Raw genomic sequence first — 14211 nt, forward strand, 5'->3', positions numbered from 1 at the left:
TTCCACACCGCCTCTTACTTAATTCACAACATTTATATACATCTATATTATATTCTACGCAATTTTTCGGAAATATCAAGGCATTTTCAAGAAATATTATTTTAATTTTCGGAAATTATATATTTTTCTTTAAATATTATATATTTCCTCATTTACATTTGACAATCCTGCCCCAAAGTATTATAAATATCAAAGGGAATGAAGTACTCCCTTGGGAAACCTAAACTGCTTATTCAAGCTGATGACTTCTACGATTTTATGTCGCAGGAAGCATCAGCTTTTTTTGCGTTCATAAATGCATTTACTACATTTTTAAGGAGGCTTATTATGCTGACATCTTTATCACTTATCTTTCTGGTTGGGCTCGTCATGGGCGCAATCTGCCAGAAGCTGAAACTGCCAAGAATCATCGGTATGCTTGTTACCGGTATTGTCCTCGGGCCATATGTCCTTGATTTTCTTGACCCATCAATCCTTTCAATATCGGCTGATCTGCGAAAAATGGCTCTTATCATTATTCTTATCAAGGCCGGCCTGTCGCTTGACTTAAAAGACCTGAAAAAAGCCGGACGAAGTGCAATTCTCATGTCCTTCGTTCCGGCTTCCTGCGAAATCATCGGTTATATTCTGCTTGCCCCTGTAATTCTTGGAATTAACCACGCCGAAGCTACCGTGATGGGCGCGGTTCTCGCCGCTGTTTCTCCTGCGGTTGTCGTTCCCCGAATGGTAATGCTGATTGAGAAACGCTACGGAACTGCCAAGGCAATTCCACAGATGATACTGTCTGGTGCTTCGTGCGATGACATATTTGTAATAGTGTTATTCACAACATTTTTAAATGTGGCACAGGGTGGCAAGGCAAATGTTATGGATTTCGTAAATATTCCTGTGTCTATTATACTCGGCATAATTCTTGGCATAGTAACCGGATTGGGACTGTATCTGTTCTTTGAAACATCATACGCCCGCAAACATACCGTAAGAAACAGCATGAAGGTTATCATCGTACTTGGCTTCTCTTTTCTTCTTATTGCAATTGAGGGCTGGCTTGAGGGCAAAGTGTCTGTTTCAGGCCTTCTTGCTGTTGTCGCTATGGCATGTACGCTTAAGTTTAAATGTGTCCCCGCCGTATCAGCCCGTTTGTCCGAAAAATTTGGCAAGCTGTGGCTCGCTGCTGAAGTAATATTGTTCGTGCTTGTCGGCGCGGCTGTCGATATCCGCTACACACTGAAAGCTGGACTTCCAGCCTTGCTTATGATTCTCGCCGCACTTGTTTTCAGAGCTGCCGGAGTGCTTCTCTGCACCGTAAAGACAAATCTTACATGGAAGGAACGGCTTTTCTGTGTAATTGCCTATCTTCCTAAAGCAACCGTCCAGGCAGCCATCGGCTCTGTTCCTTTAGCCGCCGGACTCTCCTGCGGACAGATAGTGCTTTCCGTAGCTGTGCTTGCAATCATAGTTACTGCTCCGCTTGGCGCGCTTGGCATCGACTGTACTTATAAGAGGCTGTTGACGGAAGACAAAACCCACTAAAAGCCATTATACACGATAACTTGTGCTATGTTAGTAGGCTTCATGCGTCTGCGCATAGTCAGATTCACACAAAAAAGACCACACTCAGCCAGCTCAAAGCCGGTTAAGTGTGACCTTACATTTTAATTAATCATATATCTTATCAAATATTCCGCCATCAGAGAAAAACTTCTGTGTAGCCGCTTCCCAACCGCCAAAATACCCGATATCTGCCATGTCAATGTCGCTGACAATCCATTTGCCATCAGATAGAATCTCTTTAATATTTCTTGCGTCACTTGAAGATTCGTATTCCTTCTGGATGTCCTTGTTTACAGGTCTGTAGAAGTTCTGTGCTTCAAGTCTCTGCGCATCATCAGTGTACAGGAAAGAAAGATAGGCGTCTGCCAGTTCCGCAGTTCCATTCATCTGTGTGACCTCGTCAACCTTCGCAACCGTTGGCTGGCACAATACAGATGCGGACGGAACAACAATCTCATACTCGCCCGGATATTCCTGTAATGCGAAAAATGCTTCATTTTCCCATGCAATCAGAACATCCCCCTGTCCGTTCTCTGCAAATGTTGTAGAAGAACCTCTTGCACCCGAATCAAGCACTGCCACATTCTTGTAAAGCTTGGTAACACTTGCCTGAACCTGTTCATCAGTCTGTCCCTGCTTCTTAAAATAATACCATGCCGCAAGGAAATTCCATCTGGCTCCTCCAGAAGTCTTAGGATTAGGGGTAATAACCTTAACCCCGTCATTAAGAAGGTCATCCCAGTCCTTAATATTCTTAGGATTACCCTTTCTTACAAGAAAGACAATCGTAGAAGTGTAAGGCGAGCTGTCATCAGAATAATCATCAATATATCCGTCATCAATCAGCCCTTCGTTCCTTATAACATTAACATCACCCTCAAGAGCAAGCGTGACAACATCAGCTCCAAGACCGTTAGCAACCTCTAGCGCCTGCTTTCCAGAACCGCCATGAGACTGGATAACCTCAACCTTCTCACCAGTCTTATCATACCAGTAATCTTCAAAAAGCCTGTTATACTCCTTATAAAACTCTCTGGTAGCATCATAAGAAACATTAACAAGTTCCGTCTTCTTCTGCCCACACCCGGAAAGTCCGGTAAAAGTCAGGCTGAAAATCATACCTAAACATATTAACTTTTTAAAAAATCCATATTTTTTCATCTCAACCTGACCTCTGTACAATACTTACGCATTCTTCTTAATAAACTCAGCCACATCCGCAGTAGTTGCGTCAACCTCAGACTCCCAGCCTGCAAGGACTTCTGCACCATCAATCTTAATATCTGCTTTCTCTTTAAGTGCAAGAATAACAACAATACCTGCATTTACAAGGTGAGTCACAACATTTGTATAATCCTCGCCTTCTGCCGGAGCATACAGATATACATGCTTGCTGTCAAGAAGAAGCTCCTTCTCAACCTTCTTTAAGAAATCAACATTAATCTTGTCTGAAAGAACAGCCTCAACAACAACAGGCTTCTGGTTGTTAAGCTCCGCTCTGAAAGCTGCGTCAACTTCCTTAACATCGCTTGCTGCCTCATTAACTTCACGGACAACGCCGCAGGCACTAGTCATATTAGTAACACGGTCTATGAGGATAAGCTCCCCCATAGTCTTGTGAAGGTTGAATTCATCAACAACAATTACATCAGCAAGAGAAATCTTACATACAGCGATTTCATTTTTATTAAGAAGAGCTGCTGGCTTCTCCTCGCCTGTATTGACATCAATAGTATTGACAATCTCAGTAACAACGCCCGGAATAAGTCTTGTTCCAAGCTTTACAAAAAAGTTCTTGTTATTAGTAAGAACATCATCGTCCATCCAGAGAATTGTAGCTGTTATCTCTGTTGCAAGCTTAAGGTCTGCTCCTGCTGCAAGAACTGAACCTCTTGAGACATCAACCTCGCGGTCTAACTGGATAGTAACAGGCTGTCCAATAGATGCGCTCTGGGCTTCCTTATCACCAACATGGATGCTCTTGACATGAACATGCTCCTTAGTTGGAAGAGTGATAATCTCGTCACCAACAGATACGCTTCCTGCCTCAATCTGTCCCTGGAAACCACGGAATTCATGATTTGGACGGCATACTCTCTGAACAGGCATGTAGAAGCCTTTTTCTTCCTCAGTATCATCAACATCAATCTGCTCAAGGTATGGAAGAAGTGCCTCGCCCTTATACCATGGGATATTAGCAGACTTAGTTGTAACATTGTCGCCCTCTGTTGCCGAAACAGGGATAACAACTACATCTGCAAGTGAAAGTTCCTTAGTAAGCTCTGCTATCTGTGCATTAATCTCGTTGAAACGCTCCTCACTGTAACCAACAAGGTCCATCTTATTAACTGCAAATACAAAATGCTTAATTCCCATGAGTGCGCAGATTCTTGCGTGTCTCTTAGTCTGGATAAGCACGCCCTGCTTTGCATCAACAAGGATTACTGCAAGGTCTGCAAATGAAGCACCAACCGCCATGTTTCTTGTGTACTCCTCATGTCCCGGAGTATCAGCAACGATAAAGCTTCTGTTGTCAGTTGTAAAATATCTGTAAGCAACATCAATAGTGATTCCCTGCTCTCTCTCAGCCATAAGACCATCAAGAAGAAGTGAATAATCAATCTTGCCTTCGCGGCTTCCAACCTTGGAATCAAGCTCCAACGCCTTCTCCTGGTCAGCATACAATAACTTTGAATCATATAAAATGTGTCCGATAAGTGTAGATTTTCCATCATCAACACTACCGCATGTAATAAATTTAAGTAAACCTTTCATTCTAGAAGTACCCCTCTTTCTTTCTTCTTTCCATGCTTCCTGCTTCCTCATGGTCTATAACACGGCTTGTTCTCTCTGATTCAACCGCACTTAAAGTCTCTTCGATAATCTCGTCAAGAGTTTCTGCGTCTGACTCAACACCGCCTGTAAGTGGATAACAGCCAAGAGTTCTGAATCTTACCTTCTTCATCTGTGGCTTTTCGCCTGGAAGAAGTCTCATTCTGTCATCATCAACCATGATGATATTGCCGTCACGGTATACAACAGGTCTTTCTGCTGCAAAATAAAGAGGTACAATATCAATCTTATCTCTCTGGATGTACTGCCAGATATCCTTCTCAGTCCAGTTAGAGATAGGGAAAACTCTCATGCTCTCGCCCTTGTGAATCTTAGTGTTGTAAAGCTTCCACATTTCCGGACGCTGGTTCTTAGGGTCCCATGCCTGTGCTGTATTTCTGAAAGAGAAAATTCTCTCCTTAGCTCTTGATTTCTCCTCGTCTCTTCGTCCTCCGCCAAATGCTGCTGTAAAGCCGTATTTGTTAAGTGCCTGCTTAAGAGCCTGAGTCTTCATGATATCAGTGTAAGCTGAACCGTGGTCAAATGGGTTGATTCCCTGCTTTACACCCTCTTCGTTAGTGTATGTAAGCATCTCGATTCCAAGCTTTTTCGCTGTCTCATCCCTGAACTTAATCATTTCCTTGAACTTCCATGTTGTGTCAATGTGAAGAAATGGAAAAGGTGGTTTCTCAGGATAGAATGCTTTCATTGCAAGATGAAGCATAACTGAGCTGTCCTTTCCTATAGAATACAGCATTACCGGCTTTTCGCATTCTGCTGCAACTTCCCTTATAATATATATCGCCTCTGCTTCGAGTGCGTCCAAATGTGATAAATTACCCATGATATTCCTCCCTAATATTTATTAGATTCCTGTCTGTTGACCTCAAGCGTCTTAACTGTTCCGTCCGGCGAAGTCACCGTCCATGTATTGATACTTCCCTTCTGCCTGAATGAAAGTGTGCTTCCTTTGCCGCCTACATCGGCACCAAGGAAGAAATTAATCGCCTCAAAACGACATTCCTTAAGACAAGATGTACAGCCCCAGCAGTCCTTGACATGCTTTATAAATGCTTTTCCATCTGTATCTTTCTTGATAAGGTTGCCAGGACAGGCTTCAACGCACTTCCCGCAGCCAACGCATTTTAACTTATTTATCTGAATGCTCATAGCTGTCGCCTCCTCTCACAAGGTCTCTTATGATTATCTTAATCTCGCCATTCTCCTTGCGGGAGTTGACATATTTTAACCAGTCATCACTCTTAGCCGGATAATCCATATTCTCCGCAAAGCTGTGCCAACGGGTTTCTTTTCTTGCTTTCAAATGTGCTATAACACTTCTGCACACCGTAAGTCTTTCTCTTATCTCATAGATTCTAAGCAAGTCATCTGCATCCTGTGCCGCAAGATTATCAATGCTCTGCTCTAAGAATTTAATCTTCTCATCTGCAAGCTCAAGTCTTGCTTCATTGTACTGATAATCAGTGCTTATGCCACCTGCGTACTGGTCCATAATCTTCTGCATTGCTTCCTCAGTCTGCTCGATATCAACAAGTCCCTGCTTATTATTAAGAAATCTCTCATACTCGCTCTTCTTTGCAAATGCGTTCTCAGACAATTCTGAATCTGCCACCTCATTTACAACAAAGCCCTTTCCTGAGCCTTCAAGCCTTTCAGCTATTGCCTGTGCTGCAATCTCGCCCTCTGCCAGAGCTCCTGTTACATATTTCTGAGGACATCCGCCTGCAACATCACCCGCTGCAAAAAGCCCGTGAATTGTAGTCTCGCGGTTGTTATCAACCCAGTAACCACTCGCTGTATGACCTCCGACTATGTATGGCTCAGTTCCCTCTATCTCAACATTTTCTTCAGAAGGACCGCCCGCTGCCTCAAGCCACTTAAGCGTCTGGCTCGGTGCCATGTTAAGATATGCTTTGTAAAGGTCTTCCTCCTGCTCCCTGCTTATTCCCTTAGTTCCAAGATAGCAAGGACCTCTGCCCTCGCGGTTTTCCGTAACTGTTCCATAAAGTCTCTGTGAAGTTGTAAGACCATATTTGTTCTCATACACTTCGCCGTTGGAATTAAGCTGCTTTGCCGGAACTCCCTGTGCGATAGTTCCTGTCGGAGCAATCGTATCTTTACATCTTAAAGCAATGAATCTCATCTCAAATGTGGTCATCTCCGCACCTGCATTGATTCCCATTGCATATCCGGCTCCTGTATTGAACGGTGGATACCACATTTTATGTCTTGAAAATCCCGGATTGTTAGGTCTGTAAAGACCTGCCGCTCCGCCAGTAGCCACAAGAACTGCCTTCGCATTTATCTCATAGAACTCTGCATTGTTGACATCAAATCCGTATGCACCCTTAATCTCATTATTCTCCACTATGAAATCTGTAATATTAAGGTGATTGATTACCGTTACATTGTCCTGCTTCTTAACTGCATCTGCCAGTATCGGCTTGATATTCTCACCATTTATCTTAATATTGCGGTTTCCTCTCGCAACATAATCTCCATTCTCATCTTTAAGGATTACAAGTCCTAAGTCCTCCATTATCTTAGTGACATGATTAAGCCTCTCAGACATTGAAAGAAGCAAATCCTCTCTTACTATTCCATCTGCATCTTTCTTACAATAATCAACATAGTCCTGTGGCACCCTGCCTTTAGTGATGTAGGCATTAATTGCATTAACACCTGCAGCAAGACATCCGCTTCGTACAATGTTAGCTTTCTCAACAATCAGTACATCAAGGTCTTTCTTCCCTCCAAGTGTGATACCGGCAAAACACCCTGCCGTTCCACCACCTATAATAAGTACATCTGTGTCAATAATCCTATTCTTCAACCTCCATGTACCTCCTTGCAAAATCTAATTCCATATAAACATAGTATCTTGGTATGTAAATCATTATATTCTCAATTTCCTATTTGTCAATAGGATTTTTGCAGATTCTTGTTGACTTATTCTAACTCTGAACTCCAGTGGCACACCTTTTGGACTTTATTGTGCCTATTTGCTGCCTTCCAACCACTTCAGCGTCCAATCCGCCATACTCTCGCTCTCCTTTTGGACTTCATCCTGCCTATTTACTGCCTTCCCACCACTTCAGCGTCCAATCCGCCATACTCTCGCTCTCCTTTTGGACTTCATCCTGCCTTCTCACCACTCTAACGTCTAATTTGCCACCCTCCACCTTGGAGTTAGAACATCCTATCAAAAAACACTTGATTTTCAGACACAAATATATACATAATTAAGCAATGCCAATATGTTTATGGCAATTTTGCATACTCTGAAGCTGAATGGACATCATATATATATCAGTGGACAGCTCCACCTGCAAAAGGAGGCAGGTGTGAAAAATGTAATTTTTCACACACAAGATTTGTGCTTCGCACAAACTTGAAATGCGCTAAGAAGCAGCGCAAGAATGGAGGTTTTATGATAATAGATTTTCATACACATACATTTCCAGATGAACTCGCTGACAGGGCTGTTGGTACATTAGCCCACAGTGGCGGAATCCATAACTATCTTGACGGAAGAGTGGACTCACTTAAGGAATCCATGAAGAAGGCAGGAATTGATTACTCAGTGCTGCTTCCTGTGGCAACCAAGCCTAATCAGTGCGACACAATCAATACACTTGCTTTAAAGACTAATGAAACAAGTAAGACAACCGGATTAATTTCATTTGGGGCAATACATCCGGCTTGTGAGAATTTCAGAGAAATATTGAACTGGCTTTCCAACAATGGTTTCAAAGGCATCAAGCTTCACCCGGTTTTCCAGAAAACCAATATAGATGATATGCAGTCATTAAGACTTATCGAATATGCATCAGCACTCGGGCTTATAATACTTATACATGCTGGCTTCGATGTGAGTTTTCCGGGCTGCGATGAATCAAGCGTAGACAGACTTACAGCAATGATTCAGGAAGTAAAACCAGAAAAACTCGTACTCGCACACATGGGTGGCTGGGGACAGTGGAACGAAGTTTCTTCCATATTAGAAAAGGATTACATGAAAAATGTATATCTTGATACCTCATCATGCATCAAGAAACTCAATCATAATGCCAGCCTTCCAATAGAGAAATTCAAGAAAATGGTCAACATCCACGGTGCAGACCACATATTATTCGGCTCTGACAGCCCGTGGGACGACCAGAAAGACGCAGTAGATTTAATAAAAGAATGTAGATTTTCAGAAAAAGATACAGATGACATACTTGGTAAAAATGCGGTTACACTCCTTAATTTATAGACTATTTAAAAAGTTTTGCGGTTATAACCCGAAAAAGTATTTGACTAAAGAACTTTTTGCGGTTATAACCTGAAAATTTTTACAGTTTATTTTTTGACAACGCACATATTCACCAGACACAAATCAAGCAGGCTGTCCCATATAACAGCCTGCTTACAATTTAACCACCAATAAAATCATCCCTACCACATGCACAACCAGCATCGCAGGAACCGTATACTTAAAATACCACTTCCGCGTCTTATGCCTGAACACATGCATTGCAATAAAAGCTCCAAGCGAACCGCCGATTAGCGCTGTAATAAGAAGAGTCGCCTCCCTTATACGCCATTTGTTGTGTATCGCTTTCCACTTATCAATTCCATACAAAGCAAATGTTACTACATTAATAATCAATAAATATATTCCTATAATCTTAAGCATTACCTCTCTGTAAACGCATAATTCCAAGTCTTTGCGCCGTCTGGCTTATTCTGAACAATTGACATATTCCACTTGTCATTGCCATTAATTGAGTAATATGGCGACTTCACACTGTCCGACATATAGATTATGACGCTGTCTCCTTTCGCATCTGGTGTATCCATTGTACCATAGAATACGTAAGATGCATATGAATACGCCTCATCTCCCGCCTTTACATAACTGATATATTCAGAATTTGTCTCAGGTTCATACTCCTCTACACTCATTTCGCACTTATCAATCACAAGACTACGGTAATATACCTTAAGATACTCTTCAGCCTCCTTCTGTGTCTGCTCCGAAACCTCTGCCCTGTTATTATCCTTAACCTTGAAAATCACTGGTTTAATAAGCACTATAATAACAATGACTGCAAGCAGAAATACTGCAAATGCAATAGCAAGAGTTACCCTTTTCTTAACAACATTTTTATCATCCATAAATCTTGCCCTCCTTTTTCAATGTCTCTTATTAAAAATGTGCTTCTTTATTTACCACAATTATATAACACGAAACTTACATCCAGCTTACATTCGCATATAATATACATTTGTACTTGCCAATCTCATGATAATCTGCTAAACTACACAGGCTGTGTTATGACACAGTAACAAATCGTGTGTTCGAGACCTTCCACACGCAAAACAAAACTAAAGGAGATAATTGAATATGAAGAAAAAAGGAATGAGTGTGAAATTCATCACACAGGCCGCTGTTATCGCAGCAATCTATGTCGTACTTGTAGTAATCTTTAACTACATCAGTTTCGGACCAGTGCAGTTCAGAATTGCGGAGGCACTCACAATACTGCCTTACTTTACACCTGCAGCAATCCCTGGATTATTTGTTGGCTGTATAATTGCTAACATCCTTGGTGGCGCAATTGTATGGGATGTAGTATTTGGAAGCATTGCAACACTTATCGGTGCAATCGGAACATACCTCTTAAGAAAAAATAAGTGGCTTGCCCCAGTTCCACCAATTGTTGCTAACACAATCATTGTGCCATTCGTGCTTAAGTTCGCTTATGGTTCAGAAGGCATGTTTGCAATGTTCTTCGTTACAGTTGGTGCTGGCGAGATAATTGTTTGCGGAATTATCGGAATGATACTTTTATATGCACTTACACCAGTAAGACATGTAATATTCGGTGATGAAAAGTAATTCTAAAATACCAGCCCGCATACCGATTAATATGGTAACATAATATAAAACACTCAACTATAATAATTTATAAGACAAGGCAGAAGAAATACTTGTAGGAAATCCCTGCAGGTAAATCTTCTGCCTTTTCATATTAAAGGCAAGGCTGCACTTCTCATGTAATCCCCCCTATATGATATTCCCACGGATATCTTATTAAGATTATTATGTCACTTTTTGTAACATATATCAAATCTTTCATTAATCAAAAAAGTTTTACAACTTTTGAATTAAGAATCACTCCGGCAAGCACCACTCCAACTATTATGCATATTTGTAAAACCGATATTCCACCATAAAAATCAATATATGTTACAATTCCCGGAAATGTATAATAATGCAGTACATTAACACCTATTTTATAAATATAATACAGAACATTTATGGACAGACACGCCAACACGCCCACTCTGTAATTAATTTTTGCCGACAAATATGTAGCAATTGATGCAAATATATTTATTCCTAATATAGCCGTAACTATATTAACAATTATGTAACCTCTTACAGATATGTTAAAAGGATAATCTGCAAATGCCTGAATGCTTTGAATTAATATATCATACCTTTGAATATCTAACACCTTGGTAACACTATGATAATAGTAACAATATACACCTGCACACATTACTGTATTAACCACTGCATTAATAAGCAGCTTCCTTATTATCCACCTCTTTCTGTTCCTTCCTGTCCTTACCAATGCAAGAACATTCTCGTCCTTTTCAAATGAAATCACTCCTACATTAAGCAGGCATGCTGTTATAAGACATATGCACATCAATAGTTCCTTATTATCACGCTGTCTTTCATCAAATAATTTATTATATTCATATTGATTTATAAGAGAAACATTTACGCCGTCATCATGCTTTTCATTTACATAATGAACCAGATTAATTTCATGATTAAGTATTACCATCTGTGCATTATTGTCTTTCTCTGCCTGCATTAATTGATATTCCTGTATGAGTTCTTCCTCCAGACTATATAATTCGCTTTCTGATAAGGCACTATTATTCTGACAAAATGTATACACCGTACTTTCAACCATATTATACTTGAGCTTATATGCAAATGTATAACTGCTGACTATAACAATCATAAGGCAATACACTATCAGCATCCGCCGTTTTATCAGAATTTTCCACAATTCCTTCATAAAAACAGGAAAATTTGAAAATATCCTGTTAAACTGTAGGCTGATTTTCCCAAGAAGCCTTTCGATAACCCCTGCCTTTCGCTGTGTCTTTTTGAGACTACATGCGAAAGCCATCATCGTTGATAATAATATTATTATCAAACCTACCAATACTGTGCTCTCCTGTACATCACTTATAAAATATGTGTAACCCCAGTTCTCATATTTAAACCATATTGTATTATCTACAAGATTACTGATATTAATATATTTAATACCTCTGAATATGCTTTTTGCTGAAATCAATTTAGCAAGCAGAAGTTCTATTCCAACTATTATTACAGAAAATGATAAACCTATATTCTTATTATCAAATAAATTAATTAAAGCATATAAAAATACTGACATTGCAAATGTAACTGCCACTGTCTTAAAAGCAACAGTCAAAACCAGTCCCACTCTGCTCATCCCCATAGAAACAAGATAAATTTCTGAATCCGACCCTGACATTCCATGAATTGAACTCCAGTCATTATATACAAATAATGAAGTCATTGTAATCGCTGTATACGATAATAGTACTACAGCAATAGACAATATAAGCAGCACGATTATACGCTTCAGCTCTAATATCATCCTGCCATTAGGAGCACTTTTTACAATATACTGCATTTTTTTCGAATCTGACTGCATTCCATAGATAAATATAAGCATTATTACAATGATAAAATATCCCATATATTTATATTCTGCCATACTTCTCAGCCATACATCACTACTATAATCGACATCATAATCATATGCCTTCTGCAAATCATTCTGTGTCTTTATTAATTCCAGTCTGCTTTCCCCTGATTGTGCATACATGGCATTATTTTTATATCTGTCTATATTCACCAGCTTATTCTCTATATTAATCTTATAATTTCTGACAAATTCCACTTTTTCAGAAAAGAGCGTTTTAGCTTCTATATACTGTTCATTATCTGTAATATCAGGATTATCTGATTCATATTGTCTTATATATCCATGATAATCACTTATATTTCCCTCATTTAATTCCCTGTTATATTCTTTCAGCATATTATCATATATTTTGTATGAATACTGTCCGTTATTAATAATGCAGAATAAAACTATATTAAGCACAATTATGAGAACTGCTGTCAGAATTCTTTTTAAAGATATTACCTTAACTAATTCCATTCGCATCCCCCTTGTTCCCTCTCAATTTACATAATGCCAGCCTTACCGTTTTCACGAAAGACTGGCATTTTATTATTTACTCCATTGATATATTTTTTTCGCAGTACTTCCCTGCATATCTTTATCAGATAAATCTATAGCGTAGACAGAATATGTATTCACATATGGTTCAACTTTATTATCAAAAAATTCGATATTATTATTTTTCCAGCCTTTTGCATTATTACGCTGCATTCCTACATAGATATTATTGTTATCAATACCTTTAATTTCTATGCCGGAAAATGTTCCATCGCTTGATCCGTCACCAGCAAAACTGCATGTCCACACTACCTGTTTATCCGCATTTACAGCCTTTATATTCCCTTCATTATGTAAAGCCTCATAGAAGTATATATCCCCATTAATATATCTTAGTGATGATATTTCTAATGCTTCCGGATTGTTATATATTTCCTCTGTTTTTCCATCAACTGATACTTTAATAATCCGCTTATTGTCTGTAACAAAATATAACGAATCATTATCATCCGCTGTTATAGAAGTCACTTTACTTATTATACCTGTCTGGCTGCCAAGTATATCTGTTGCATTATCAGTATTAATGTTAAGCTTTTCCTCAAATTTTCCATTATAGATGTCATATCTGTAGATTCTGTACTGCACCGGAGTATTCTTTGAACCATATCTTGTATCTCCACCGGCTATATAATATACACACTTATCTCCGACGCATACCTTACAGCATGCCATATTAAACAATTCGTAATCTATTGGAAATATAAAGCTGCCTAATTCTTCCACTTTAGAATTACCATTAATTGCAATTCTGTTACAGCTCACCTTAGTATTGTAATCATCCTCAACAAGATTCTGTGCATTCGTTGGCTGTACAGAATAATAATACAGGTAATTCTCATGCATGGCAGCCACCGTTGAAGTATTCGCAGATGCTATTCCCACAATCTTTCCGTCTGACGCAAGACATGCTACCTTACTTTCATTATTAAACTTTTCATCATATTCCATAAGATAATCGCCAGACTCGTCCCTTTTTATCATATAAATATGATTATCCTTATACCATACCATATTACCAAGACAATTTACTGATACACCATTTAAGTCATATGGATCATAATCCATCTTATCTGCTGCAAATGCTTTGCACTTACTATCCTTATGTGAGCATGTCATATCCGGACACATCGGAACTGCTTCATTATCAGTCATATCATAAAAATACAGAATTCCATTTGTCAAAAAAATGAATCCGTTATCAGTAAATGCCGCACTGTTGCTCACAGATTTTTCATATAAATCATGATTATATGTGTAATTAATTGTCTGCTCCTGCGTAACATGATTGTCTGCATCCTTAGCCGTTGTACATCCACATAATATTGTTGATATACTTAGTGCTATCATTGTAAGATTTTTAAGCCTTTTATTCATGCCCATACCTCCTCTTTCAATCAATGTTCTTTTTCTTCTTCAGTAATCACATCCTTAGACACAAAAAAATCAGCTA

Annotated in this window: 12 protein-coding genes and 1 riboswitch; of the genes, 3 read left to right on the top strand and 9 right to left on the bottom strand. The window is 39.3% G+C overall.

Going from position 1 to position 14211, the window contains the following annotated elements; translation table 11 throughout:
• Positions 1 to 185 precede the first annotated feature (185 nt).
• A riboswitch (Fluoride riboswitch) is annotated at positions 186 to 258 on the top strand.
• Positions 259 to 327: 69 nt separating this feature from the next.
• On the top strand, positions 328 to 1533 hold the full coding sequence (locus EUBELI_RS09095) for a cation:proton antiporter (protein WP_041688290.1): 1206 nt from the start codon (positions 328 to 330) through the stop codon (positions 1531 to 1533).
• A 126-nt stretch (positions 1534 to 1659) separates the two neighbouring features.
• Here EUBELI_RS09095 and EUBELI_RS09100 read toward each other — a convergent pair whose 3' ends face one another.
• The 5 genes from EUBELI_RS09100 to EUBELI_RS09120 are packed head-to-tail and all read right to left on the bottom strand — an operon-like array spanning position 1660 to position 7240.
• Entirely contained in the window at positions 1660 to 2715 is a 1056-nt protein-coding gene (locus EUBELI_RS09100; RefSeq protein ID WP_012740113.1) for a sulfate ABC transporter substrate-binding protein, read from the bottom strand.
• Positions 2716 to 2739: 24 nt separating this feature from the next.
• A complete protein-coding gene (locus EUBELI_RS09105; protein ID WP_081458308.1) occupies positions 2740 to 4329 on the bottom strand; it encodes a sulfate adenylyltransferase subunit 1 in 1590 nt (529 codons plus the stop codon).
• A gap of 1 nt (position 4330) precedes the next feature.
• Positions 4331 to 5230 carry a sulfate adenylyltransferase subunit CysD gene (gene cysD / locus EUBELI_RS09110; protein WP_012740115.1) on the bottom strand — a complete coding sequence of 300 codons (900 nt, stop codon included), beginning with the start codon at positions 5228 to 5230 and terminating at the stop codon, positions 4331 to 4333.
• 11 nt (positions 5231 to 5241) lie between these two features.
• Positions 5242 to 5556, bottom strand: coding sequence for a 4Fe-4S dicluster domain-containing protein (locus EUBELI_RS09115; RefSeq protein WP_012740116.1), 315 nt, complete (start codon positions 5554 to 5556; stop codon positions 5242 to 5244).
• A complete protein-coding gene (locus tag EUBELI_RS09120) occupies positions 5537 to 7240 on the bottom strand; it encodes an adenylyl-sulfate reductase subunit alpha (RefSeq protein ID WP_041688292.1) in 1704 nt (567 codons plus the stop codon). The genes EUBELI_RS09115 and EUBELI_RS09120 overlap by 20 nt, the downstream gene beginning before the upstream one ends.
• Before the next feature lie 597 nt (positions 7241 to 7837).
• On the opposite strand from EUBELI_RS09120, the gene EUBELI_RS09125 reads away from it, so the two are divergent.
• Positions 7838 to 8665 (top strand): amidohydrolase family protein, encoded by an 828-nt coding sequence (locus tag EUBELI_RS09125; RefSeq protein ID WP_041688294.1) that lies wholly within the window; start codon positions 7838 to 7840, stop codon positions 8663 to 8665.
• 153 nt (positions 8666 to 8818) lie between these two features.
• Here the strand turns inward: EUBELI_RS09125 and EUBELI_RS09130 are convergent, their stop codons facing one another.
• Together EUBELI_RS09130 and EUBELI_RS09135 are read right to left on the bottom strand one after the other, a co-directional pair.
• Positions 8819 to 9088 (bottom strand): DUF1294 domain-containing protein, encoded by a 270-nt coding sequence (locus EUBELI_RS09130; RefSeq protein ID WP_012740120.1) that lies wholly within the window; start codon positions 9086 to 9088, stop codon positions 8819 to 8821.
• Positions 9088 to 9570: a hypothetical protein gene (locus EUBELI_RS09135; RefSeq protein ID WP_012740121.1), complete on the bottom strand. Its 483-nt coding sequence runs from the start codon at positions 9568 to 9570 to the stop codon at positions 9088 to 9090. The genes EUBELI_RS09130 and EUBELI_RS09135 overlap by 1 nt, the downstream gene beginning before the upstream one ends.
• 229 nt (positions 9571 to 9799) lie before the next feature.
• Between EUBELI_RS09135 and EUBELI_RS09140 the strand changes: the two genes are divergently transcribed.
• A complete protein-coding gene (locus tag EUBELI_RS09140) occupies positions 9800 to 10294 on the top strand; it encodes a QueT transporter family protein (protein ID WP_012740122.1) in 495 nt (164 codons plus the stop codon).
• A 244-nt stretch (positions 10295 to 10538) separates the two neighbouring features.
• Here the strand turns inward: EUBELI_RS09140 and EUBELI_RS09145 are convergent, their stop codons facing one another.
• Both EUBELI_RS09145 and EUBELI_RS09150 read right to left on the bottom strand, forming a co-directional pair.
• Positions 10539 to 12680 carry a hypothetical protein gene (locus EUBELI_RS09145; RefSeq protein WP_012740123.1) on the bottom strand — a complete coding sequence of 714 codons (2142 nt, stop codon included), beginning with the start codon at positions 12678 to 12680 and terminating at the stop codon, positions 10539 to 10541.
• A gap of 72 nt (positions 12681 to 12752) precedes the next feature.
• Positions 12753 to 14135 carry an NHL repeat-containing protein gene (locus EUBELI_RS09150; protein WP_041688296.1) on the bottom strand — a complete coding sequence of 461 codons (1383 nt, stop codon included), beginning with the start codon at positions 14133 to 14135 and terminating at the stop codon, positions 12753 to 12755.
• Positions 14136 to 14211 lie beyond the last annotated feature (76 nt).

It is taken from the genome of [Eubacterium] eligens ATCC 27750 (assembly GCF_000146185.1).
In the GTDB taxonomy this organism is placed as follows: domain Bacteria; phylum Bacillota; class Clostridia; order Lachnospirales; family Lachnospiraceae; genus Lachnospira; species Lachnospira eligens.